This is a genomic window from Nocardia wallacei (assembly GCF_029868745.1).
Lineage (GTDB): Bacteria > Actinomycetota > Actinomycetes > Mycobacteriales > Mycobacteriaceae > Nocardia > Nocardia wallacei_B.
Genome location: NZ_JARWOP010000253.1, coordinates 16,635 through 40,307, shown reverse-complemented (window position 1 = coordinate 40,307; position 23,673 = coordinate 16,635). Strand labels below are relative to the sequence as shown.

The 23,673-nt window shown below is 69.0% G+C and carries 17 protein-coding genes and 1 pseudogene; 3 read left to right on the top strand and 15 right to left on the bottom strand.

The window, feature by feature from the left end; translation table 11 throughout:
* Positions 1–340 precede the first annotated feature (340 nt).
* Genes QH470_RS22640 through rplN form a run of 4 tightly spaced genes read right to left on the bottom strand, consistent with a single transcriptional unit; the run spans position 341 to position 1,778 of the window.
* Positions 341–526: a type Z 30S ribosomal protein S14 gene (locus tag QH470_RS22640; RefSeq protein ID WP_029923637.1), complete on the bottom strand. Its 186-nt coding sequence runs from the start codon at positions 524–526 to the stop codon at positions 341–343.
* Between the two features lie 4 nt (positions 527–530).
* On the bottom strand, positions 531–1,094 hold the full coding sequence (gene rplE / locus QH470_RS22635; protein WP_187686705.1) for a 50S ribosomal protein L5: 564 nt from the start codon (positions 1,092–1,094) through the stop codon (positions 531–533).
* Positions 1,094–1,408, bottom strand: coding sequence for a 50S ribosomal protein L24 (rplX, locus tag QH470_RS22630; RefSeq protein ID WP_280274360.1), 315 nt, complete (start codon positions 1,406–1,408; stop codon positions 1,094–1,096). The genes rplE and rplX overlap by 1 nt, the downstream gene beginning before the upstream one ends.
* 1 nt (position 1,409) lies before the next feature.
* Positions 1,410–1,778, bottom strand: a complete 369-nt coding sequence (rplN, locus tag QH470_RS22625) for a 50S ribosomal protein L14 (RefSeq protein WP_216897454.1) — start codon at positions 1,776–1,778, stop codon at positions 1,410–1,412.
* A 344-nt stretch (positions 1,779–2,122) separates the two neighbouring features.
* On the opposite strand from rplN, the gene QH470_RS22620 reads away from it, so the two are divergent.
* The 3 genes from QH470_RS22620 to QH470_RS22610 all read left to right on the top strand — a co-directional run bounded on the left by QH470_RS22620 (position 2,123) and on the right by QH470_RS22610 (position 7,046).
* On the top strand, positions 2,123–4,168 hold the full coding sequence (locus tag QH470_RS22620) for a M13 family metallopeptidase (protein WP_280274359.1): 2,046 nt from the start codon (positions 2,123–2,125) through the stop codon (positions 4,166–4,168).
* A gap of 99 nt (positions 4,169–4,267) precedes the next feature.
* Positions 4,268–6,301 (top strand): M13 family metallopeptidase, encoded by a 2,034-nt coding sequence (locus QH470_RS22615; RefSeq protein ID WP_280274358.1) that lies wholly within the window; start codon positions 4,268–4,270, stop codon positions 6,299–6,301.
* A gap of 76 nt (positions 6,302–6,377) precedes the next feature.
* Entirely contained in the window at positions 6,378–7,046 is a 669-nt protein-coding gene (locus tag QH470_RS22610; protein ID WP_280274357.1) for an AIM24 family protein, read from the top strand.
* Between the two features lie 3 nt (positions 7,047–7,049).
* Here the strand turns inward: QH470_RS22610 and QH470_RS22605 are convergent, their stop codons facing one another.
* The 11 genes and pseudogenes from QH470_RS22605 to QH470_RS22555 all read right to left on the bottom strand — a co-directional run bounded on the left by QH470_RS22605 (position 7,050) and on the right by QH470_RS22555 (position 23,664).
* The gene (locus QH470_RS22605) at positions 7,050–7,631 is read right to left on the bottom strand and encodes a Uma2 family endonuclease (protein WP_280274356.1); all 582 of its coding nucleotides are present in this window, start codon (positions 7,629–7,631) and stop codon (positions 7,050–7,052) included.
* 48 nt (positions 7,632–7,679) lie between these two features.
* Positions 7,680–9,791 (bottom strand): amylo-alpha-1,6-glucosidase, encoded by a 2,112-nt coding sequence (locus tag QH470_RS22600; protein WP_280274355.1) that lies wholly within the window; start codon positions 9,789–9,791, stop codon positions 7,680–7,682.
* Between the two features lie 130 nt (positions 9,792–9,921).
* Entirely contained in the window at positions 9,922–10,752 is an 831-nt protein-coding gene (locus QH470_RS22595) for an ABC transporter permease (protein WP_280274354.1), read from the bottom strand.
* Positions 10,749–11,552: an ABC transporter permease gene (locus QH470_RS22590; protein ID WP_280274353.1), complete on the bottom strand. Its 804-nt coding sequence runs from the start codon at positions 11,550–11,552 to the stop codon at positions 10,749–10,751. Before QH470_RS22590 ends, QH470_RS22595 begins: the two co-directional genes overlap by 4 nt.
* Complete coding sequence (locus QH470_RS22585) at positions 11,549–12,556, bottom strand: ATP-binding cassette domain-containing protein (RefSeq protein WP_425302761.1); 1,008 nt, start codon at positions 12,554–12,556, stop codon at positions 11,549–11,551. Before QH470_RS22585 ends, QH470_RS22590 begins: the two co-directional genes overlap by 4 nt.
* Before the next feature lie 82 nt (positions 12,557–12,638).
* Entirely contained in the window at positions 12,639–15,731 is a 3,093-nt protein-coding gene (gene nbtC, locus QH470_RS22580) for a nocobactin polyketide synthase NbtC (RefSeq protein WP_280274351.1), read from the bottom strand.
* Complete coding sequence (locus QH470_RS22575) at positions 15,724–17,028, bottom strand: beta-ketoacyl [acyl carrier protein] synthase domain-containing protein (protein ID WP_280274350.1); 1,305 nt, start codon at positions 17,026–17,028, stop codon at positions 15,724–15,726. The genes nbtC (QH470_RS22580) and QH470_RS22575 overlap by 8 nt, the downstream gene beginning before the upstream one ends.
* Positions 17,025–17,780 carry a thioesterase II family protein gene (locus QH470_RS22570; protein WP_280274349.1) on the bottom strand — a complete coding sequence of 252 codons (756 nt, stop codon included), beginning with the start codon at positions 17,778–17,780 and terminating at the stop codon, positions 17,025–17,027. Before QH470_RS22570 ends, QH470_RS22575 begins: the two co-directional genes overlap by 4 nt.
* A 333-nt stretch (positions 17,781–18,113) precedes the next feature.
* Positions 18,114–18,788, bottom strand: a complete 675-nt coding sequence (locus tag QH470_RS22565; protein ID WP_280274361.1) for a class I SAM-dependent methyltransferase — start codon at positions 18,786–18,788, stop codon at positions 18,114–18,116.
* Between the two features lie 480 nt (positions 18,789–19,268).
* Positions 19,269–22,301 (bottom strand): annotated as a pseudogene (gene nbtC, locus QH470_RS22560) (nocobactin polyketide synthase NbtC); the annotation flags it as partial.
* Between the two features lie 55 nt (positions 22,302–22,356).
* Positions 22,357–23,664 (bottom strand): beta-ketoacyl [acyl carrier protein] synthase domain-containing protein, encoded by a 1,308-nt coding sequence (locus QH470_RS22555; protein ID WP_425302762.1) that lies wholly within the window; start codon positions 23,662–23,664, stop codon positions 22,357–22,359.
* Positions 23,665–23,673 lie beyond the last annotated feature (9 nt).

Here is a 23,673-nt window from a genome sequence, read left to right as displayed (position 1 = left end):
TGCACTGGTACAACACCCAGCGCCTCCACTCGTCGATCGGCTACCTGCCGCCGGTCGAATACGAACACCTCTACCATCAACAGAGCATCTCAGCCGAGGTGGCCTGAACCCGAGTCTCCACCGGATCCAGGACGGTTCAGTCTGCCAGTCGACGATCATGGCCGACTCGATTGCGGCGGCCGCAGATCGGTGTCGCTCGACGGCCCCCCACCCGCATTCATGCACGAAACTCTAACGACCCTCGAAGGCGTGTGTCCACGGCCATGTGGTCGCGACCGGGCCCGGACATGCGAATGCGGTGGTCCGTTGGTGACGGACCACCGCATTGCGGGGCAGCTACTTACCAGCTGGACTTGTGGACGCCCGGCAGCTCGCCGCGGTGCGCCATTTCGCGCAGGCATACGCGGCACAGGCCGAACTTGCGGTAGACCGCGTGGGGGCGGCCGCAGCGCTGGCAGCGGGTGTAGGCGCGAACGGCGAACTTCGGCTTCGCGTTGGCCTTGTTGATCAGAGCTTTCTTAGCCATGTGCTCAGTTCTCCTTGAACGGGAAGCCGAGGTGCTTGAGCAGGGCGCGGCCCTCCTCGTCATTCGTCGCAGTCGTCACGACGGTGATGTCCATGCCGCGCGGGCGGTCGATCTTGTCCACATCGATCTCGTGGAACATCGACTGCTCGCTCAGGCCGAACGTGTAGTTGCCGTTGCCGTCGAACTGCTTCGGCGACAGGCCGCGGAAGTCGCGGATACGCGGGAGCGCGATGGAGACCAGCCGGTCCAGGAACTCCCACATGCGGTCGCCGCGCAGCGTGACGCGCGCGCCGATCGGCATGCCCTCACGCAGCTTGAACTGCGCGATCGACTTGCGGGCCTTGCGGATCTCCGGCTTCTGACCGGTGATCAGGGCCAGGTCGGCGACCGCGCCGTTGATCAGCTTGGCGTCGCGGGCGGCGTCGCCGACACCCATGTTCACGACGACCTTCACCACGCCCGGGATCTGCATCACGTTGGCGTAGTTGAACTCGCTGTTCAGCGCGTCCTTGATTTCCGCGCGGTAGCGCAGCTTCAGCCGAGGCTGGATCTTCTCGGTCGTGGTCATCAGATGTCCTTCCCGTTGCGACGGGAGATACGCACCCGCTTGCCGTTCTCGTCGGTGCGGTAACCCACGCGCGTCGGCTTGCCGTCGGAGTCGACAACCATCACGTTCGAGACGTGGATGGGCGCCTCCTGGGTCACGATGCCGCCCGAGCTGGCGCCGCGCTGGTTCGCGGAGTTCGCGACATGCTTCTTGATCCGGTTCACGCCCTCGACCAGGATCTTGTCCGTCTTCGGGTAGGCCTGGATGACCTTGCCCTTGGCGCCCTTGTCCTTACCCGACACGACGAGCACGGTGTCGCCCTTGTGCACCTTCATGTCAGAGCACCTCCGGGGCCAGCGAAACGATCTTCATGAAACGCTTGTCACGCAGCTCGCGGCCGACGGGGCCGAAGATGCGGGTGCCGCGCGGATCGTTGTCCGGCTTGATCAGCACCGCGGCGTTCTCGTCGAAGCGGATGTACGAACCATCCGGACGGCGACGCTCCTTGGTGGTGCGCACGACGACAGCCTTGACGACCTCGCCCTTCTTGACGTTGCCGCCGGGGATGGCGTCCTTCACGGTAGCGACGATGATGTCGCCGATACCGGCATAGCGACGCGACGACCCGCCGAGCACTCGGATGCACAGGATTTCCTTGGCACCCGTGTTGTCGGCGACGCGCAGTCGCGACTCTTGCTGAATCACTTCAGCTCCTCCTAGACCTGGACGATATGCACGCCGGATTACCGACCCGACGGGCATGGCCGGTTGCCCTCCACACGCGCGCCTGCCAGCAGTTTCTCGATCTGGATGAGCCACCACTGTGGGTTCGCGGCCGGAGCGCGGGCACAGTCGTCCCGCAGGCAACCCGACCAGTGTAACGAAGCCGCAGGTCCTCCCCAAACCGGCCCGGCGAAGAGCATGCCGGGCAAGGGGGAAGGACCTCCCAAGAGGATATGCAGCGTGGGTTCAGCCTTTCCTCAGCCCGCTCCGCTAACGTCGCCGAGGCTACGTCCGAGCAAGCGCACGATATCCGTGGAGGAGACCGAGTGACCGCGCCCGAGCGTCCGAACGCCCTCGCCCGCCGTACCTTCCTGACCGCGCTGGGGCTCGTGCCCGCCGCCGCGGTGCTGGCCTCCTGCAACTCCGATTCCGCGGCCGCCAAACCGCTGACCGGCCCGGATCTGTCCGGCGTGGATCCGGCGATCCGCCCGCAGGACGACCTGTTCCGGCACATCAACGGGAAGTGGCTGCGCGAGTACCAGCTGCCGCCGGACAAGACCTCGTTCGGCACCTTCGACGAGGTGCGCGACCGGGTGGAGGGCGAACTGCGGGAGATCATCGAGGGCATCCGCGACCCCCGGCAGGGCAGTGCGGACCAGCAGATCCGCGACCTCTACGACGCCCACATGAACCAGGACGAGATCGAGCGGCTGGGCATATCCCCGCTGCAGGACCTGTTCGGGCAGATCGACGGCGCCGCCGACAAGACCGCGCTGGCGAGGGTGATGGGCGCGCTGCCGGGCGTGGGGCTGATCGGCCTGAGCGTGGGCGCGGATCCGGTGAACTCCAACGCCTACCTGCCCATGGTCAGCCAGGCCGGCCTCGGGCTGGGCGAGCAGTACTACCGCAAGCCGGAGTACGCCCAGAAGTTCGCCGCCTACCGCAACTACATGGATCGCCTCGCCACCGGCGCGGGCTTCCCGGAACCGGCGGCCATGGCGCAGCGCGTGGTCGATCTGGAGACCCGGATCGCTGCCGGCTTCTGGGACAACGTCCGCACCCGCGACGCCGCGGCTACCTACAACCTGCGCACCTGGCCCGAATTGGTCGCGCTCGCACCGGGTTTCGCGTGGGACGCGTGGCTGGCCGGCAACACCGACCGGCCCCGGGAGCTGTTCGCCAGCCTCGTCGTCGCCGAGCCGTCGTTCGTCACCGAGGCCGGAAAGCTCTGGGAGCAGGTCGATCTCGCCACCTGGCGCGACTATCTGAAGCTGGCGCTGGTGCGCGAGTACGCGCCGTATCTGAAGAAGGACATCTCCGACGCCAATTTCGACTTCTTCGGCAAGACCATGCACGGCCTGCAGCAGCGGCCGGAACGGTGGCGCTCGGCGGTGGAACTGGTCAACGAGAACCTCGGCGAGCAGCTCGGAAAGCTCTACGTGGCAAAGTATTTCCCGCCCGAGGCGAAGGACCGCGCCAACCAGATGGTGGCCGATCTGATGGCCGCGTATCGGGAGAACTTCCACAATTCCGGCTGGATGTCGCCCGCCACCCGGGAAGCCGCCCTCGCGAAACTCGGCAAGATCGACGCCAAGATCGGCTATCCCGACAAGTGGCAGGACTTCTCGAAGCTCACCATCACGCGCGGCAAGCTGGTCGAATCGCTGCGTGCGGTCACCACGTTCGAGGCCGCCCGGATGTTCGGCAAGCTCGGCACTCCGGTCGACAAGTCCGAGTGGGCGATGCCGCCGCAGACGGTCAACGCCTACTACAACCCGAGCGGCAACGAGATCGTCTTCCCAGCCGCGTTCCTGCAGCCTCCGTTCTTCGACAAGGACGCCCTCCCGGCGGTCAACTTCGGCGCGGGCGGCGCGGTGATCGGCCACGAGATCGGGCACGGCTTCGACGACCAGGGCTCCAAGTACGACGGCGACGGCAACCTGAAGGACTGGTGGACGCCGCAGGACAAGGCGGCCTTCGACGCCAAGACGAAACAGCTGATCGCGCAGTACAACGCGCTCGTGCCGACGGGCCTGCCGCCGGATCAGCACGTCAACGGCGAACTCACGGTCGGCGAGAACCTGGCCGACCTGCGCGGCCTGGAGATCTCGCTCGCCGCCTACCGGATCGCCCAGCGCCGCGACGGTATCGACAACCCCGACTACCACCAGATGTTCGAATCCTGGGGCCGCACCTGGCGCGGCAAGCAGACTCCGGAGTCCACCGAGAGCCAGCTCGCGACCGACCCGCACTCCCCCTCGGAGTTCCGGTGCAACCAGGTCGTCCGCAACCTGGCCGAGTTCTACGCCACCTACGGCGTCACCGACAGCGACAAGCTGTATCTGCCCGAGGATCAACGCGTCACGCTGTAGCGGAACGTTGGCCCGCCCTCGGCGCATCGGTCCCGGTAGCCTCATTCCAGCAAGTCGGCTACGAGCACGGGGGCGAGACCCCGGGGAGTGGGGTTTCTGGTGACATCGTCGGGTCCGGTGCGCCTGCAGCGTCGCGCATTTCTGATCGCCCTGGGGCTTGCGCCCGCGGCCGCCGCGCTGGCGAGTTGCTCGAACGACGCGGCGCCGAAACAGCTCAACGGCCCCGATCTGTCCGGTGTCGACGAGGCGGTGCGTCCGCAGGACGATCTGTACCGGTACGTCAACGGAAAGTGGCTGCGCGAGTACCAGCTGCCGCCGGACAAGTCCGGATACAGCTCGGGCACGGAGGCTTTCGAGCGCACCCAGAAACAACTGCGCGAAATCATCGACGGCATCAAGGATCCGGAGCCGGGTACCGAGGCCCAGCACATCCGAGACCTCTACGACGCGCGGGTCGATCTCGACGCGGTGGAGCGGCTGGGCATGTCCCCGCTCCAGGACCTGTTCGACCGGATCGACCGCGCCGCAACCAAACCCGACCTCGCACGCGTGATGGGCGAGCTGCCTCTGGCAGGGCTGGTCGGGCTGGGCGTGAGCGTCGACCGGAAGAAGACCGACAGTTACGTGGCCTCGGTCGTCCAGTCCGGGATCGGCCTCGGCGAGGAGTACTACCGCAAGCCGGAGCACGCCGAGATCCGCGCCGCCTACCGCACCTATCTGGAGCAGATCGCCACCGGCGCCGGGCTTTCCGATCCGGTCGGCACGGCGCAGCGGATGTTCGACCTGGAGACCCGGATCGCCTCGAACCACTGGAGCAACGTCCGGGTCCGGGACGCCAACGCCACCTACAACCGGATGACGTGGGCCCAATTGACCGACCTCGGAAAGGGTTTCGACTTCGATCCCTGGCTGGCGGGGAACACCGACCGGCCCCGGGACCTGTTCGGTGAACTGGTGGTGGGCCAGCCGTCCTACATCACCGCGGCGGGCGGGATCTGGGCGGAGACGGATATCGCGATCTGGCGGGAGTATCTGAAGCTCAGTCTGATTCGCGATTTCGCCAAGTATCTGCCGAAGGCGATCAACGATGCCAACTTCCACTTCTTCGGCACGGTGATGGCCGGGCAGAAGGAGCGGCCGGAGGGCTGGAAGTACGGGGTCGCCACGGTCGACGAGAAACTCGGCGAGCAGCTCGGCAAGCTCTATGTGGCCAAGTACTTCCCGCCCGAGGCGAAGGACGAGGTCAAGAAGATGGTCGCCGATCTGATGGCGGCCTACCGCGAGGACTTCCGCAACTCCGCCTGGATGACGCCCGCCACCCGCGACGCGGCGCTGGTGAAACTCGACAAGATGACCGTCAAGCTCGGCTACCCGGACAAGTGGACCGACTACTCCAAGCTGCGGATCACGCGGGGCAAACTGCTCGAATCCGTGCGTGCCATAGCGGTTTTCGAAGCCACGCGGATGTTCGACTATCTCGGCAAGCCGGTCGACAAGTCCGAATGGAACAGCACGCCGCAGACCGTCAACGCCTTCTACTCCCCGCCCAACAACGAGATCACCTTCCCCGCCGCCTATCTGCAGCCGCCGTTCTTCGACAAGGATGCCCAGCTCGCCATCAATTTCGGCGCGGTCGGCTCCACCATCGGCCACGAGATCGGCCACGGCTTCGACGACCAGGGTTCCAAATACGACGCCGACGGCAACCTGCGCAACTGGTGGAGCGGGGCGGATCGGGCGGCGTTCGACGCCAAGTCGAAACAGCTGGTGGAGCAGTTCAACGCGCTGGTTCCCGAGGGCCTCGCACCGGAGCAGCATGTCGACGGCGAGCTGACCCTCGGCGAAAACCTCGCCGACCTGCGCGGCCTGCAGATCGCCCTGGCGGCCTACCGGATCGCGGCGCGGCGCGAGGGCGTCGAGCCCGACTTCCGCGCCATGTTCCTGTCCTGGGCGCGCAGCTGGCGCGGCAAGCTGACCAAGGAACTCACCGCCGAACTACTCACCGATCCGCACTCGCCCAACGAATTCCGCTGCAACCAGGTGGTTCGCAACCTGCAGGAGTTCTACGACACCTTCGGGGTGCGGGAGGGTGACAAGCTGTTCCTGCCGCCGGAGCAGCGGGTGACGTTGTAGTCGCGACACTCACTTCCCCGTTCGCGGATATACTGCGGATCCAGCGGGATTTATACACACGGGAGGCCGCTCGGTTATGCGTAGTTCGTTTTTCGGCAATCTGGACCAGGGACAGCTTCCCGGACATTTCGCTCTACAGAACTCCAAGATGCTGCGGGTGCAGGTCAATGGGGACGTGCTCGCCAAGCAGGGGTCCATGGTGGCGTTCCAGGGACAGATGGACTTCGACTACGAAGGCGCCGGCGGGATCGGGAAGTTCATCAAGAAGGCCGTCACGGGCGAGGGCGTGCAGTTGATGCGGGTGAAGGGGCAGGGCGTGTTGTTCCTGGCCGATGATGCCGCCGATGTGCAGCTGTTCTTCCTGGAGAACGAGGGCATCACCGTCAACGGCGCCAACGTGCTGGCCTACGACCCGAGCCTGACCTCGAATATTCAGCGGGTGCAGGGTGCGGGCATCGCCGCGGGCGGGCTGTTCAACACCACCCTGCAGGGCACCGGCTGGGTGGCCGTCACCACGCACGGCGCGCCGGTGATGCTGGACGCGAGCCGCGCCCCCACCTTCGCCGACGGCCAGTCCGCCGTCGCCTGGAGCACCAGTCTGCAGGTCGGCGTCAACCGCACCTTCAAGGCCGGCGCCCTCATCGGCCGCGGCAGCGGCGAAGCCATGCAACTGGCCTTCCGCGGCCAGGGCTTCGTCCTGGTCCAGGCCAGCGAGGGCCCCACGGTCCCCCCGCACATCCACTGAACCTCACCGCACGAGTTCCTCGAACGAGACCTCGCCGAGGACAACGTGTTCCAGCCGCAGCAATCCGTCACGGTGCAGCCTGTGTAGCCGGTACTCGCGGGCGTACGCGTCGAGGCGGAACTCCAACACCTCGTCGACTCGATATTTCTCGTTGAGCATCACGACGAGATAGAGCGGGATGCCGACACGGGCGTATTGCGCCTTCTTATCGAGCAGATCCTCTGCGGCCGTCGAGGGCGAGGACACTTCCACGACGATCAGCGCGTCGGGCGACTCCGGCTTATTGCCCGGTTCATCCAGACATCGGTAGACGATCACATCCGGTCGGCGGAAAGTGAACTTCGGAACACGCCACAGCACCAGGTCGATGTCGGTGTGGACCCGGATACATGACTCCGTGCTGGGAAACTGCTCCAGGGCGTTGACCAAGCGGCGAGCCACCCGATTGTGCTCGGGCGTGGGTGATTCGCACACGATCACATGACCGTGCACGACCTCGATCTCGCGGGCGACGTCCTCGGGCAGTTGCCGATACTGCTCCTCGGTCATTTCGTGCGGAAGCGAATCCACCGGCTGGATCGTCATGCTCGAAGACTACCGAGAAGGGTGATATGACCGAGTTCGGCACCCGGCTCAGTGCGTGATCAGCCGCCAATCGTCGGGCAGGTTCGATGCCGAGATGTGGTCGCCGTCCACGGCCAGGTCGATGACCGAGCCGCCCAGCCGCAGGTCGGTGAGTTCGACGCGGCCCCACCGGGCGGGCAGATGCGGGAGCACGGTCAGTGTGCGGTGCGGGACGTCCGGCTCGAGGCCGAGGAACGCGCGCACCAGCAGCAGTGGCGCGGCGCTCGCCCACGCCTGCGGGGAGCACGACGTCGGGTACGGCACGGGGACCGAGAACCGGGAACGTGGGAAACCACAGAACAATTCGGGCAGCCTGCCGCCGAATGCCGCGGCGGCGTCCAGCAGCCCGTCGGCGAGCCGGGTGGCCAGCTCGATCGCGCCCGGGATGTGGCGGTAGCGCAGCAGCCCGGCCACCGCGATCGCCGTGTCGTGCGGCCACACCGAACCATTGTGGTAACTCATCGGATTGAACGCGCCCATGTTCGAAGCCAGTGTGCGCAAGCCGAATCCGGAATCCATCTCCGGCGTCGACAGCCGCTGGATGAGCTGGGTGGCCTGCTCGTCGGTGGCGATGCCCGACCACAGGCAGTGCCCGACATTGCTGGTGAGCGCGTCGACACGACGCTTGCGGCCGTCCAAAGCGACGGCGTACCAACCCTTTTCGGGCAGCCAGAACGCCTCGCCGAACTTGGTGCGCAACTGGGCAGCATGCTCGCGCATCCGGGCGGCGACGGCCTGATCGCCGAATTCCTCGGCCAGCTCCGCGCGCGCCAGGTAGGCCGCGTACACGTAGCTCTGCACTTCACACAGCGCGATCGGGGTCTCGGCGAGATGCCCGGCGGCGTCGTTGATGCCGTCGAAACTGTCCTTCCAGCCCTGGTTGGACAGGCCGCGGTCGGTGGCGCGCTGGTATTCCACGAAACCGTCGCCGTCGCGGTCGCCGAAATGGGTGATCCAGTCCAGCGCGGCGTCGGCGGCCGGCAACAACGCCTGCACGGTATCCGGCGATGCTCCCCAGCGCCGCGCCTCGGCCAGCAGCATCACGAAAAGCGGTGTGGCGTCGACAGTTCCGTAGTACGTCTCGCCGCCGAGCGCGAGCCCGCCGGAGGGTCCGCGCCGGATCTCGTGCATGATCCGGCCCGGCTCCTCCTCGGTGAGCGCGTCGACCCGCTGGCCCTGCATCTCGGCCAGTTGCTGCATGGTGCCCAGGGCCAGACCGACATCCAGCGGCAGCGCCATCCACGCGGTGAGCAGGCTGTCGCGCCCGAACAGGGTCATGAACCAGGGCGCCCCGGCGGCGACGAAGGTGCGGCCCTCGCGGGTCTCGTCGTGGATCTGCAACGCGCCCAGATCGCTTTCGGTGCGCTGCAATACCGCGGTGAGCAGCGGATCACCGGTGGTGAGTTTGGTCGCGGTGTCGCGCCAGGCCTCGATCTTGCGGCCGGGTTCGCTGGTCTCGTAGTGCTCGCCGGGCCGCAGCGGCAGCTGCACGCGCTGATTGGCCATGGTCGGCTGGGCAAGAATCTCGGTCTGCCAGCGCCCGCCGGCGGGCACCACCACCCGCCACGACAGCGAGCCGGGCAGCACGGCGGGCGGTTCCGATGACGAGATCGCCAGCCCGCGAGCACGATCCGAGCGATCGTTGAGCAGCAGTTCGTTGTCGGTGACCATGACTTCGGCCCGCCCGTGCCCGTCGCGGCCCTCCTTCACCGCGAACAGGTCGACGAAATCGGCGTCGGCGCACAGCTCCAGGGTGACCGCGGTGGGTTCGCGGCCCAGGTTCTCCAGCGTGATCGTCTCGCGCAGCCCGTCGGCGACCAGCCGTTCCCGCACCACGAGCAGGCTGCTGTCGGCGGCGCCGGACCGGGGCGGACGCCGCGCGATGAACCGCGCGGTGAACGCCTCGGGGCTCAGCACCGACAGCGGTTCCGGGCGCTGGCCGTCCACCCGCAGTTCCCACCGCGACACCACCCGCGCGTCGCGATAGAACAGGCCCTGCGCGGTACCGGGTTCGACATCACCGGCGCGATCCGACAGGCAGAAGGTACTGCCCTCGACCAGCGTGACCGCGCCGCCCAGCAGCGCGGGCTCGCCGGAATTCAACGGAGCGGGACCGGTCATGCGGGATCACCCGCCACCTGGACCCTCGCCTCGATCATCACCATCCCCAACGGTTCCTCCCGTATTCGCGGAACCTGCCCAGGAATAAAAGCGTAGCGGCTGACGGCTGTCCTCGCGGCGTTGCGGCGGACTAGCTCTCGGCGGCCTTGCGATAACCGCGCACGGCCAGCGCGCCGAAGACGACGATCAAGCCGACCGCCCAGGCCAGCGTCTGCAGCACCGGGACGACCAGCGGGCCGCCGAGCATGAAGTTGCGCATCGCCTCGATAGCGCAGCTCATCGGCTGGGCTCGCACCACGGGCTGCAGCCAGCCGGGATAGTTCTGCACGGGCACGAAACCCGAGTTGAAGAACATGCCGACCAGGACCACGATCGCGAACAGCTGCACGACCTTGTCGCCGACGCTGCTCACGCCGACCATGATTACCACCGGGGTGAACCCGGCGATCACGATGACGGGCACCGCCAGCACGCCGAGCGCGCCGGCCCAGCCCTGCTCGAAGCGCAGACCGAGAATCAACCCGACCACAACCACCACGACGGTGGCGGCGGCCGCGCGGCCGCATTCGGCCAGCAGCCGGCCGATCAGTCCGGCCGCGCGATGGATCGGCAGCACCCAGAACCGCCGCAGCAGACCGCTTTCCCGCTCACCGAACAGCGACAGGCCGGTGCCCATCGCGCCGTACATGGCCCCGGCCACGGCGATCATCGGCACGAACCCGTAGATCGGGTCGCCGCCGGTGGCGCCCAGCGCCTTGTCCAGGACCAGGTCGTACATCAGCAGCAGCAGGATCGGGAACACCAGCGTGCTGGTGATCACCTCGGGCTGCCGTGACCATCGGCGCAGCAGGCGCCCGGTCTCCACCAGACTCTGCGACGGCAGCGCCGCGAGCCCCGTCGCCGGTCCGCCCGCGGCGTCCACGCTCGTGATATCGACTCGCACAGTGGTTGTTTCGCTCATGCCCGCCGTCCTTCCGCGCGTACCGCCAGTACCGCACCGACCACCAGTAGCCCGAGGATCCAGGCCACGGCCACGGCCAGCTCCGAGACCAGCCGGCCGTCGGCCAGCCCGCGCAGCGCCGCGGTGATCTGGGAGACCGGCTGATTGCGGACGAACGGCTGGATCCAGCCCGGAAAGCCCACGGCCGGAACGAATCCCGTCGATGTCATGATCAGCAGTAGTTGCGGTCCGAAGAGCACGGTGCCGCTGAGTTCGGAGTTGCGGGTGACGGTGCCGAGCGCGTCGGTCGCGAATACCAGCGCCGCACCGAAGGCCAGCAGCAGCACGACGAAAAGCACTGCGCCACCGGCGGACTGGAACCGGAAGCCGAAGACCGTGCCGATCACCAGCGCGCCCACCAGCGCCGTCACCGTGCGTACCAGGCTCGCCGACATCCGCGCGGTCACCGGAATCCAGGGCGGCACCGGCATGGAGCGCAGCCGGGTCGCCATGCCGCCCACCACCTCTCGCGCGGCCCGATCACCGGCGAACATCGAGGTGAAGAACATGGCGAACACCGCGATGACGGGCAGCAGGTACTGGGCGTAGTCGATGCCCGGCCCCTCCAGCGACCGGCGCAGCGGGACATAGAAGCAGACGAAGAACACCAGCGGCTGGAAGAAGGCCAGCACCACGTCGCCCTCACGCAGCGTGGTGCGGATGCTGCGACCGCTCAGCGCGCTCAATTGCAGTGCGGCCGGAATGGTTTCGCCGTCGCGAGCGACGCCGGGCGTCTCCGGGGCGGATACCGCCGCCGTCACGCCCCGGCCCCCACGGTCGGCTTGGTCAGCTCGATGAAGACCTCGTCGAGGGAGGGGCGGCGCAGCGCGATGTCGATCAGTTCGATTCCGGCGCCCTGGATTCGGCTCAACGCCTCCGACAGCGTCACGGCGCCGTCCGGCGCCGGCAGCGACACCCGGTCCCGCGATTCCGCGATGGTGATCTCGCCCAGCCCGGACAGCGCGGTCACCACGGCGGGCACGTCACCGGCGTCGACCGGGACCACCTCGCAGTAGCTGGCGCCGGAGCGGGCCTTGAGCTGATCGGCGGTGCCCTCCGCGATCACCGTGCCCTTGTCGACGACGATGATGTTGTCGCTCAGCGCATCCGCCTCCTCAAGGTACTGCGTGGTGAGCAGGATCGTGACGCCCTGTTCCTTGAGCGAGCGCACCAGCGCCCAGAGGCTCTGGCGGCTCACCGGATCCAGGCCGGTGGTCGGCTCGTCGAGGAACACGACCTTCGGGGGGCGCACCAGGCCGCAGGCGATGTCGATGCGCCGCCGCATGCCGCCGGAGTACTGACCGACGCGCCGGTCGGCGGCCTCGGTCAGCCCGAACTGTTCCAGCAGCTCGACCGCCCGGCCCTGCGCGGCCTTGCGGCGCAGGCCCATCAGGCGGCCGAACAGCACGAGATTCTCACGGCCGGTGAGCATCTCGTCCAGGGCGGCGTACTGGCCGGTGAGCATGATGGACGAGCGCACCCGGGCGGCGTCGCGGACGACGTCGAATCCGGCGACCTCGGCCCGGCCGGCATCGGGCCGCGTGAGCGTGGACAGGATGGACACGGTCGTCGTCTTCCCGGCGCCGTTCGGGCCGAGCACGCCCAGCACGCTGCCGGCCGGCACGCTGAAGGTGATGCCCCGCAAGGCCTGCACCGCCCCGAACGACTTCTCCACGGACTCGACCACGATCGCGTTGTCCGCTCCCGGCGAACCGGCCGCTCCTGTCACTGATTCCGACACAATGCTCTCCGTCTGAGTGCTCATAGATCCCCGCAGCTATTACTTTGGTAACGCTAACCTAATCAGCTACGGGTTTCTACCCCTTCGTCGCCCGCTCCGGTCGCGCTCAGCCCAGCAGCGACACCACCTCGTCCAGGGACGCGCCGCCCAGGATCGCCGTCACCGGCAGGTCCCGCTTCAGGTCGGATTCGACACGTTTACGCAGATCGAGGGCCTGTAGCGAGTCGAGTCCGAGGGCCACCAGCGGGACCGAGCCGTCGATGGTCTCGGTGCTGCCCAGGCCCATCACCGTGCGCAGCGCGTCGCGGACCGTGTCCGCGGTGTCGCGCGGCGCGGCTCGCACCGGCTCCGCCACCGCCTCCACCTCCGGCAGGGGCGGTGAATCCGTCTCGGCCGCAACGGAATCGGCGGGCTCGGGCCGATCCTCGGGCAGTTCGGCGAACAGGGCCTGGTAGCCGAACACGGTGTACAGGTCCCGGATTCGCCCCCACTCCGCCGCGACGACGAGCGTATTCGCCGCGTCCGGCGCGAATCCCGCCGCGACGGCCGCGACGGGCTCCATCGGCAGCAGGCCGGTGCCGCTGATCTTGGCGAGTGCCTCCGCGTTGTCCGCGCCGACCGCACGCCACAGCCCCCACTGCACCGCGCAGCAGCGCACACCCTGGTCGCGGTAGCGCGCGGCGGCGGCGTCGAGCAGCCGGTTCACCGCCGCGTACACCATGTGCCCGCGCCCGCCGAGCGTCGCCGACAGCGAGGAGCACAGCACGACGCGGCCGTCGGCGGCGAGCGGGAAGTGCCGCATCAGGTGATCCAGGGCGACGACCTTGGCCGCGGCCGCGGCGCGAATGGTGTCCCGGGTGGGATCGGCCTCGGCGGCCGAATAGTCCACGGCCGCATGCACGATCAGCGTCGCCGGGGTGGCCCGGTACTCATCTGCCAGCGCGCGCACGGCGTCCTCGTCACCGACATCGCAGCTCTTGCGGACGATCTCGGTCTTGCCCAGCCGCTGGATGCTCCGGATCCGCTGCACCGCGGCCGGATCGCCGCCGGTGCGGCTGACCAGGGTGACGCGGCCCGCACCGGCGGCGACGAACCGTTCACAGAAGTCCAGCCCGAGTTTGCCGGTGCCGCCGACGATCACGACCTCGCGCAGTTCGCGCGGGTCCAGCGGCCGGTCGGCGGCGGTGTCGTCGACGATCAGGCGCTTGGCGTAGACGCCGCCGTCGCGCACCGCCAGTTCGGGTTCGCCCGCCGTGTGCAGCGATTCCACCAGCCCCTTGGCGGCAGCCGCCGGGTCCGCGTCGGCGGCCAGATCGATGTGCCGGAAGGAGACGCCGATGTGTTCGGCTCCCAGGCAACGGAATCCGGCCTGCGCGGCGGCCGGGAACAGGCCGGGGACGTCGGTCTCCAGCACCTGTTCGCCACCGGTGGTGACGAGCCAGATATCGCTGACCCCGGTCAGCTCCGGCAACCACGAACGGTCGCCGAGGAATTCGGCGACATCATCGACCGCCGCCGCGACCTCCGCGCCCGACGACGGCGGAACCAGCACGACGAGGGTGTCGAACGACGCGGTGGGCGTGCCCGTTTCGTCGGTGTAGACGACCGTGGCGCCGTGCCGCGGCGCGGCCGCGCAGATCGAGGACACGAGATCGGCGCAGCGGTCCGAGGGGTCCACGAGCGCGATGGTGCGCGGTGGCACCATCTTTCGCCGCGGCAACCGCGTCCAATGCTCGGCGAAGCGCTGCGGCACGACCGTGCCGTCGGCGGCGCGCTCGCCCGCCGCGCGCGGGGTCGCCGACGTTGCGGTGTCCGCGTACGGGTACGGCGCCCAGAGCGTCTTCGCGGCCATCCGGGTGTTCGGGAAGTCCAGCAGCGGCAGGGTCACCGCGCCGCCGGAAGCGCTGACCCGCAACGCTTCCCAGTCGAATCCGGCATCGTGCACCGCGACGCCGGCCACGTTGCGGGTGAACTCACGCAGGTCTTCGGCGGACCGCCGCGAGGTGCCCAGCGCCTGGAAGGACCGCTGCGGGGTGACGGCGGCCAGATTCTCCTGGATGGCCAGCATGAGCGTGGGGTGCTCGGAGATCTCGAGGAAGGTGTCGACGCCCCGGCCGGCGGCGATGTCGATGGCCCGGTCGAAGCGAACCCGGTTGCGCAGGTTCAGGTACCAGTAGTCGATTATCGACAGGTCCGGGTCGACGCGGTCGCCCAGGGTGCCCCCGATGAAGTCGATCTCGCTGTCCATGAACGACCGGTTGTCCATATCGTCGCCGACCGTGCGGTTCAGCACGTCGCGGAAACCGCTGACGTAGGAGGTGTGTGCCGGATACTGGACCCGGATCTCCTTGGCGAATTTCCCTGCGGCATTGAGCAGTTCGACGATCGCCAGCACGGCCGCCCGCTCGCCGGAGATGGCGAGGATGTGCGGCGAGTTGACCACCGACAGCTCCGCGAAGCCCGCGTGCCGGGCCAGCAGGTCCTCGCACTCGTCCCGGTCGATGCCGAGCACGGCCATGGAGTAGCCGGTCAGCTGCAGCCCGTCCACGATGGTCGCGCGGGTGGTCACGATGCGGGCCGCGTCGCGCAGCGTCTGCGCGCCCGACACGTAGGCCGCGGCGATCTCGCCCTGCGAATGACCCACGGTCGCCGCCGGGCGCACCCCGACCGCCGCCCACATCGCGGCGACGCCGACCATCTGCATGAACAGCGCGGGCTGCACCGTCCGCGCACTGTCGTCGGCCGGTAGATCCGCGTCCAGCAGATACGGCAGCGGCGACCACGAGTACAGCTCGTGAAAGACCTTGTCGCACTCGTCGACCGCGGCCCGGTAGGCCTCGGAGTGGTCGTAGAGCATCCGGCCCATGCCGGGGCGCTGACTGCCCTGCCCCGGGAAGACGTACGCGATCCGCCGCGCGGTGGCGGCCTTTTCGGAACTCACCACGTCCGCGTGCGGCTCGCCCGCCGCGACGGCGCGCAGCGCGGTCAGCAGTTCCGCGTGCCCGGTCGCCATCACCAGGGCCCGGTACCGGCGCGCGACGCGGGTGCGGAAAAGCATGTCGGCCACTCGATCCGGCGAGACGTCGCCGTGGTCGGCGAGGTAGTCGGCGACGGCGGCGGCCTCCGCGCGGAGTGTCTCGGGGTTATCCGAGGACAGCAGTACCGGAACGCTGCCGTCCGGAAGTCGGTAGCTAGACATGGATCTCCTCTTCCACGGCCGGAACGGCCAGCAGCGCATGGGCATTCGTGCCCGAGACGCCGAACGACGAGACCGCGCCGTAGCGGATCCCGTCGTGGGGCTGCCAGTATTCGAGCTTGGCGGCCAGGCGCAGGCCCGACGCGGTCCAATCCACCTTGGTGGTGGGGTTGTCCGCGAATCGGGTCGGCGCGATGTATCCGTGCAGACCACTCAGCAGGACCTTGATCAGCCCGAGCATGCCCGCGGCCGCCTGGGCGTGACCGACGTTCGACTTCACCGAACCCAGTCGCGCCGTGCCGGTTCCGTACACGTCCTGCAGCGCGGCGAGTTCCAGGGGATCGCCGACCGCGGTCGCGGTGCCGTGCCCCTCGATCATCCCGACCAGGTCCGGCGAGATGCCCGCCGCCTCGACGGTCTTGCGGATCAGGCGCCGCTGCGCCTCGGTGCTGGGCACGGCGATCGGCCCGCCGCCGCCGTTGTGGTTGACCCGGCTGGCGAGCAGGCGGCCGTAGATCCGGTGGCCCAAGCGCCGGGCCCGCGATTCGCGTTCCAGCACGACGACGCCGGCTCCCTCGCCCCACAGCGTGCCGTCGGCATCGTCGGAGTAGGGCTTGCACTGCCCGTCGGCGGAGAGGGCGTTGTTCTTGGAGAATTCGAAAAACGCGCCGGGCGAACCCATGACGCACACCGCACCCGCCAGCGCCCACTCGCATTCGCCCGCGGCGATCCCCGCCGCCGCCAGATGCAGCGCGGCCAGCGACGAGGCGCAGGCTGTGTCCACCACGATGGAGGGCCCGCCGAGGCCCATGCAGTTGGAGATCCGTCCGGCCACCGCGCCGAGGGCGGTGCCGGTGGCGCGATATCCGCTGTAGTCGTTGACCTCCGCGGCGTGCGGGCCGTATTCGGTCGGCGACGCGCCCATGTAGCAGCCGACCTCCTCGCCGTCGATGGCGCCGGGTTTGATTCCGGCGTTCTCCAGCGCGCGCCATGCGACCCGCAGCGCCACCCGCTGCTGCGGATCCATGGCGACCGCCTCGCGCGGTGTGATGCCGAAGAACATCGGATCGAATTCGGCTGCGGCGTCGAGGAATCCGCCCGCGTCGCGCACCTCGGACCAGCCCTCGATCGCCGACAGCGACAGCAGCCGCTCGATCGGCCAGCCGCGGTCGCGCGGGAAGGGGCCGGTCAGGTCCCGTGCGTCGGCCAGCGCCGCCCAGTACTGCGCCGGCGTCTCGATGCCGCCGGGCGCCTCGACGGCCAGGCCCGTGATCACGATGGGGTCGGCGACCTCGCTCATCGCACGGTCTCCAGTTCGGCCGCAAGCAGTTCCGATACTCCCGCGACCTGATCGTGCAGATAGAAGTGCCCGCCGTCGAACATCTCGACCTGCAGTTCCGCCGCCGTGTGGCGCTGCCAGTTGTACAGCTCGCCCATGGTGACGAACTCGTCGTCGCTGCCGCCCATCGCGCGGATCGGCGCCTGCACCCGCACGTCCGCCGGGCACGAATAGCGGTCGAAGGCGGCGTAGTCGGCCTTGAGTACCGGCAGCGCCATCTTCATCAGATCGCGGTTGCCCAGCACGTCGGTGCCGGTGCCCTGCAGTCCGGTGAGGTGGTCGAGCAGCAGTTCGTCGTCGGTCGGATGGTTCGGCATGTCCGCGACGCGCGAGGGTGCGACCGTGCCGGAGATCCCCAGTAATCGCACCGGTAGTCCGGCCGCCTCGGCGAGCCGGGTGAATTCGAACGCCACGATCGAGCCCATGCTGTGCCCGAACACCGTGAGCGGCTCGCCCCGGTTGAACGAGGAGCGGGCGAACTCGTCGAAGGCGCCGGCGGCAATCCCCGGCAGGGTGCCGAGCGCCGCCTCGCGCGCCCGGTCCTGCCGCCCGGGGTACTGCAACACGATGACGTCGAAATCCTCGGACAGCCGCTTGGAGAACGGCCGGTATGTCGAGGCGCCGCCGCCCGCGTGCGGACAGATCACCAGCGGCGCCGCTCCGGCCGCACGCGGCTTGTGAAACTGTCTGACCCAACCGGGAGTAGTTGCCATATCACATATCTCTCTTCACACGGACTGCCAGGTGGAATGGCCGGAGCCACAGCGAATCCCGGGCATCGGCCCGCCCACGGACGGCCGAGCGCGACGGCGAACGATCACGTATTCACTGGTCTGCTCAGATATCTCTCGTTCCGCCCGACTGCTTGCACCCCGGGACATCGGCCTGGCAGGATCGAAATCCACGCCGGGTCGATGTAGGTGAGGCAAACCTAATATACCCGAGGGGTGCCCCCGGAGACAGGGGGTGGTCACATGACCGAACAGACACTCGCGCACGGTCGCTATGACCGCGCCGGAGGGCGACGGCAAATCTCCGGCGGCCCGTCATTCCCGCTGATCGCGCACGGCGACAAACACTTTCTGATCCAATACCGCCAGCGGATGATCGGCCGCGGGCAGTGCCGGCCGGGGTGTCAGGCCGGAGGCGGTGAGCTGGCCGAGCCACTCGTCCTCGGTCAGGAAGATCCGGTCGGTCCCGGCCCGCACATCGGTCTCGCCCGCACGGATTCCGCCCGCGCGTGGCGACATCAGGAAGTGCACCGAGGTCAGCATCAGGCAGTGCGCCCGGCAGAACTCCAGGAAGATCACCGCGCCGCCGGGTTCCAGCAGATCGTGCAGTTGCCGCAGGGTTTGCCCGATGTGCTGCGCGTTGTGCAGCACATTGGAGGCGAGCACGATGTCGCAGCGGGGCTGCCGAGGCAGGTCGGCATTCATGTCCACGATCCCGAACCGCATGCCCGGCACGTCGGCGAACCGCTTCCGGGCGGCGTTGAGGAAGAACGCGGACAGGTCCGTGAAGTGGTAATCCACCGGCTCCCCGACCAATCCGGCGACGACCTCACTGGTCAGCCCGCCCACGCCCGCGCCGAGTTCCAGGATTCGGACGGCCGCGCGGTCGGGCCGCAGCCGCCCGACGACCTCGGCGACGGCCTCCCGGGCGGCGCTGTTGAGATATCGGCTGCCGAGATTGTCGCGGTAGAAGGTGTCCGCGGTGACCATGTCGCCGTTCGGGAACAGTAGTTCCTGCACTCGCAACCGGTCCTGCGCCAGGTCGAGCAGGCGGTCCGCGGAGCCGGACAGGAAGGTGGCGAACTCGCGGGCGTAGCCGAGATCGGCGCACACCTCGGACAGGTCGTCCCGCGACGGCGCGGGAACCTCGGCGCGATACCGGTGTCCGCGCTCGGGATCGTGGTCCAGGCAACCGTTCTCGGTCAGCGCCAGCAGCCACTGCCGCAGCAGCCAGCGGTGCCGCGGCGCGAATTCCAGTGCGGCGGCGATCTCCTCGTCGGTGCGGAAGGTCTCGGAGTCCAGCACCGGCCGCAGCACCCGCAGCATGGCGCGTAGCCCGAAGAGGTCCAGATCTCTTCGGGCGGTGTGGATTCGGTCCGCGTCGAGCGTCTCCGGCACAGGCCGCTCCAGGCCGTCGGCCCGTGCGGACGTGGAGCGCGACCCGGTCGCCGACATCGGAGCAGGTGTGACCGCCGACCGCCCGCCGACGGCCCGCACCACATCGTCGAGTGACGCGCCGCCGATGAGATCCGCGACAGGAAGGTCGTGACCGAATTCCTCGTCGACTCGCCTGCGCAGTTCCAGGGCCTGGAGGGAGTCCAGGCCGACCGCCACCAGCGGACGCGCCGTATCGATCGTCGCGGGATCGTCCGCGCCGATGACCTCGGCGAGCAGTTGCAGCAGCCGTTGCGGTACCGCTGTCTCGGCGACGGGTGCCCGAGTCTCCGGGACGGGGTCGGCGTGGACCGGTTCCGGGGTCTCCAGCTGGGACAGCACCGGGCCGTACCCGTACTGACCGAGCACGGAACGCCCACGGTCCCAATCGAATGCCGTGACGATCGTGTTCTCGCGCGGGCCGCGCAGACCCAGCGTGACGGCGTCCTCGGAGCGCATGGGCAGATAACCCACACCGGCGAGCACGTCGGCGGCGGAGGTGCCCGCACCGCGGTGCACGGCCCACTGTCCCCATTGCACGGAGACGGCGTCGCGGCCCGCGGCCCGCAGGCGCCGGGCCTCGGCGTCGAGCATCCGGTTGGCCGCCGCGTAGACGCTCATCCCGCGCCCGCCGAGGGTCGCCGCCAGCGAGGAGCACAGCAGCAGTCGGCAATCCTTTTCCAGGGCAAGGGAATCCAGTACGTGCGCTAGGCCGACGACCTTGCCCCGCACCACGCGGTCGGCCTCGGCCGCGGTGACGTTGATCAGTTCGATGTTCGTCAGTCCCGCGATATCGGCCGCCGCGTGCACGACGAGACCCGCGGGCATATCGCGCAAGGCGTCCGCCACCCGCCGGGTCGCCGCCTCGTCGCCGAGATCGCACCGGATCACCCGGATCTCGGCGCCGAGATCGCGGAGCCCCCGCAGCCGATCACCGACCGCGGCGGTCTCGCCCGACCTGCTCACCAGCGCGATCCGGCGGGCGCCGTGCCGCGCGACATGGTCGCAGAACTCCAAGCCGACCGCGCCGGTGCCGCCGAGGATCACGACATTGTCCGGCACCGCCACCAGCTCGGATCCCTCCTGATCCGCCTCCACGAGCCGCTTGGCATACAGCGTCCCGCGGCGCAGTGCCAGCTCCGGCTCGTCGGCGGTGTGCAGCGCCGTGATGATCGTGGGCGCCTCGTCCGCACCGGTCTCGCCGGGCGACAGGTCCAGATGCCGGAAGGCCACGTCCGGGTATTCGGTTCCGGCACAGCGGAATCCCGCGGCGGCCGCGGCGGGCACGGGATGCGGCGGCGCGTCGTCCCGCACCGCCGCTTCCCCGCCGACCGTGACCAGCCACCAATCCGTTACCGCGGCACCGGGTTTGGACCACCACGCGCGGGTTCCGAAGAACTCCGCGACCTCCGCGACGGCGGTGGCGGCGGGCAACTCCGGCAGCGCGGGGAGCAGCACCACGAGGGTGTCGACGTCGCCGGTGTCGTCCCCGGCGGCGACATCGATGAGCCGAGCCGACGCGCCCTGGTCCGGGGCGTGCGCGCACAGGGCGGCGGCCAGCTCAGCGCACTGCCCGGTGTGGTCGATGACGCCCAGCGAACGCGGGGCCGCCAGGCTGCGGTGCGCCAGCCGATTCCACGTCTCGACCAGCAGCTGCGGTAGCGCCGTGCGAATCGGGTCGCGCTCGACGGCCGCGGGCGGTGGGGAGGGCGGGGACACGTTGTCCGGGACCACGTTTCGCGCCGCGGCCGCGGCGTTGTACGGCAGCCACAGCCGCACCTCGTTCATCTCGGTGTTCGGAAAATCGTCCAGCGGCAGCCGCACCACCTCGTCGGACTCGACCCGCAGCGCGTCCCACCGGTAGTCGAGGTCGTGCACGGCCAGCGTCGCGAGATTCCTGGTGAACTCCGACAGGTCCGTCGCGGCGCGGCTGGAGGTGCCGGTGACCGTGACCCGGCGGCCCGGCGCGGCGGCCGAAAGATTCTCCTGGATGGACAGCGCCAGCGTCGGATGCTCCGCGAGTTCGACGAAGGTGTCGACCTCCCGCGCGACCGCCGCATCGATGGCCTTGTCGAATCGGACGGTATTGCGCAGATTCCAGAACCAGTACTCGTCCACGGGCAGATCGGTGGTCACCGCGCCGCCGAGAGTGGCTCCGAGACAGTCGATGTCGGTATCCAGGAAGTGTGGATGCCGCAGCCGGCCACTCATCGCGTCCTGGACCTGCTGGCGCACATCGGTGACCCGATCGGTGTGCGCCGGGTACTCCACCCGGATGAGGCGGGCGAACCGGTCGTCCGCCGTGAGCGTCGCCACGACGTCCTCGACGGTGTCCCGCTCGCCCGAAATGCCCACCATGCGTGGCGAATTGATGACCGACACCTGCGCCCAGCCGGAGCGCCGGGCCAGCAGTTCCTCGCATTCCTCGCGGTCGGCGGCCACCACGGCCATGGCGTACCGATCCGAGGCGATGGTGTCGACGGCGCGGGCGCGGGCGCCGACGACGAGAACCGCGTCCGCGAGCGTCATCGCGCCCGACACATAGGCGGCGGCGAGTTCGCCTTGGCTGTGGCCCACCACCACGTCCGGCGTGATCCCGACCGACCGCCACATCGCGGCCAGCCCGGCCATTTCCGCGAACAGCGCGGGCTGCACGACGCGGGCGCTGTCGCCGGGCTCGAGGTCCGCGTCCAGCAGATACGCCGTCGGCGAGGCGCCGAACAGCTCGGCGAAGAGTTCGCCGCACCGATCGACCTCCGCTCGGAACGCGGGCATGTGCTCGTAGAACAGCTTGCCCATGCCCGGTCGCTGCCCGCCCTGGCCGGGGAACACGTACGCCGATCGGCGCGCCGCCGCGGGCTCGGCCGACCGCACGACCGCCGGATGGTTGCGGCCGTCCACGATCGCCCGCAGTGCGTCGACCAGTCCGTCGCGGGAGTCGACCATTGCCAGCACCCGGTGCCGGCGGGCGGCCCGAGTGCGGAACAACATGTCCCCCACGCGATCCGGGGACGCCTCGGGATGTTCCGCGACATAGGACAGCAGGGCGGCGGCCGCGCCGGGCAGCAGGTCGAGATGGTCCGCCGACAGCAGAATCGGCACCGATCCGTCGGGCAGTCGATAGCTAGACATGATCCGCCTCCTCCGGCGCGGGCATGGCGACGATGGCATGCGCGTTGGCCCCGCCCGCGCCGAAAGCGGAGACGGCGCCGCAGCGGACGCCGCTACGCGCGTGCCACGGTTGCAGTGTCGTGGCCAGGCGCAGGCTGGACCGGTCCCAGTCGACCTTGGTGGTGGGGTTGGCGGCATGCAGGCTCGGCGGGATCCGGCCGTGCCGCCCCGCCAGCAGCAACTTGATCAGGCCCAGCACCCCGGCGGCCGCCTGGGTGTGGCCGATATTCGATTTCACCGAGCCCACCAACGTGGTGGAATCCGTGGCGCCGTAAGTGTTCTGCAAGGCGGTGAGTTCCACCGGATCACCGGCCCTGGTCGCGGTGCCGTGCCCTTCGACCATGCCGATCTCGTCCGGGTCGATGCCCGCCAGATCGATGGTCTTGCGGATCACCCGCTCCTGCGCGTCGATGCGCGGCGTGAGGATGGGCTTCCCCTTCCCGTTGTGGTTGTGGGCCGAAGCCAGGATGCGGCCGTAGATCCGGTGGCCGAGTCGCCGGGCGCGCGATTCCCGTTCCACCAGAACGAAACCCGCGCCCTCGCCCCACAATGTGCCCGTCGCGTCGTCGGCGTAGGACCGGCAGTGCCCGTCCGCCGAGAGGGCGTTGTGCTTGGAGAATTCGTAGAACAGGATCGGCGACCCCATCACGCACACGCCACCGGCGAGCGCCCACTCACATTCGCCGCCGCGCACCGCGGTCGCCGCCAGATGGAGTGCCGTCAGCGACGAGGTGCAGGCGGTGTCGACGGTCACCGACGGCCCGATCAGCCCCAGACAGTGCGACACCCGCCCGGCGACGCTCATCGTGACCTGACTGACCACCCGGTGCCCGCTGTACTCGTTGACCTCGGCGCCGCGCGGCCCGTATTCCATCGGGAGAACGCCGACGAAACACCCGGCGTCCTCCTCGTCGAGGGCGGCCGGATTCATTCCGGAGTTCTCCAGCGCCTTCCACGCCACCCGCAGCGCCACCCGCTGCTGCGGGTCGGTGGCGAGCGCTTCGCGCTGACTGATTCCGAAGAACGCCGGATCGAAAGCGGCGGCGCGGTCGAGGAATCCGCCCGCGTCCCGCACCGTGCCCCAGCCGTCCAGGCGCGACAGCGACAGCATTTCCTCGATCGGCCAGCCCCGGTCCCGGGGAAACGGTCCGATCATTTCTCGCGCGTCGGCCAGCGCGGCCCAATACGCTCCGGGTCCGTCGATGCCTCCGGGCGCCTCCACGGCCATTCCGGAAATTACGACGTGATCGATGTCTTCCATTGTCGGCAT

Coding starts and splice junctions, on each gene's coding strand:
- QH470_RS22640 (WP_029923637.1), bottom strand. CDS start 526: ATGGCTAAGAAAGCTCTGATCAACAAGGCCAACGCGAAGCCGAAGTTC.
- rplE (WP_187686705.1), bottom strand. CDS start 1,094: ATGACCACGACCGAGAAGATCCAGCCTCGGCTGAAGCTGCGCTACCGC.
- rplX (WP_280274360.1), bottom strand. CDS start 1,408: ATGAAGGTGCACAAGGGCGACACCGTGCTCGTCGTGTCGGGTAAGGAC.
- QH470_RS22610 (WP_280274357.1), top strand. CDS start 6,378: ATGCGTAGTTCGTTTTTCGGCAATCTGGACCAGGGACAGCTTCCCGGA.
- QH470_RS22605 (WP_280274356.1), bottom strand. CDS start 7,631: ATGACGATCCAGCCGGTGGATTCGCTTCCGCACGAAATGACCGAGGAG.
- QH470_RS22600 (WP_280274355.1), bottom strand. CDS start 9,791: ATGACCGGTCCCGCTCCGTTGAATTCCGGCGAGCCCGCGCTGCTGGGC.
- QH470_RS22595 (WP_280274354.1), bottom strand. CDS start 10,752: ATGAGCGAAACAACCACTGTGCGAGTCGATATCACGAGCGTGGACGCC.
- QH470_RS22585 (WP_425302761.1), bottom strand. CDS start 12,556: ATGAGCACTCAGACGGAGAGCATTGTGTCGGAATCAGTGACAGGAGCG.
- nbtC (WP_280274351.1), bottom strand. CDS start 15,731: ATGTCTAGCTACCGACTTCCGGACGGCAGCGTTCCGGTACTGCTGTCC.
- QH470_RS22575 (WP_280274350.1), bottom strand. CDS start 17,028: ATGAGCGAGGTCGCCGACCCCATCGTGATCACGGGCCTGGCCGTCGAG.
- QH470_RS22570 (WP_280274349.1), bottom strand. CDS start 17,780: ATGGCAACTACTCCCGGTTGGGTCAGACAGTTTCACAAGCCGCGTGCG.
- QH470_RS22565 (WP_280274361.1), bottom strand. CDS start 18,788: ATGGTCACCGCGGACACCTTCTACCGCGACAATCTCGGCAGCCGATAT.
- QH470_RS22555 (WP_425302762.1), bottom strand. CDS start 23,664: ATGGAAGACATCGATCACGTCGTAATTTCCGGAATGGCCGTGGAGGCG.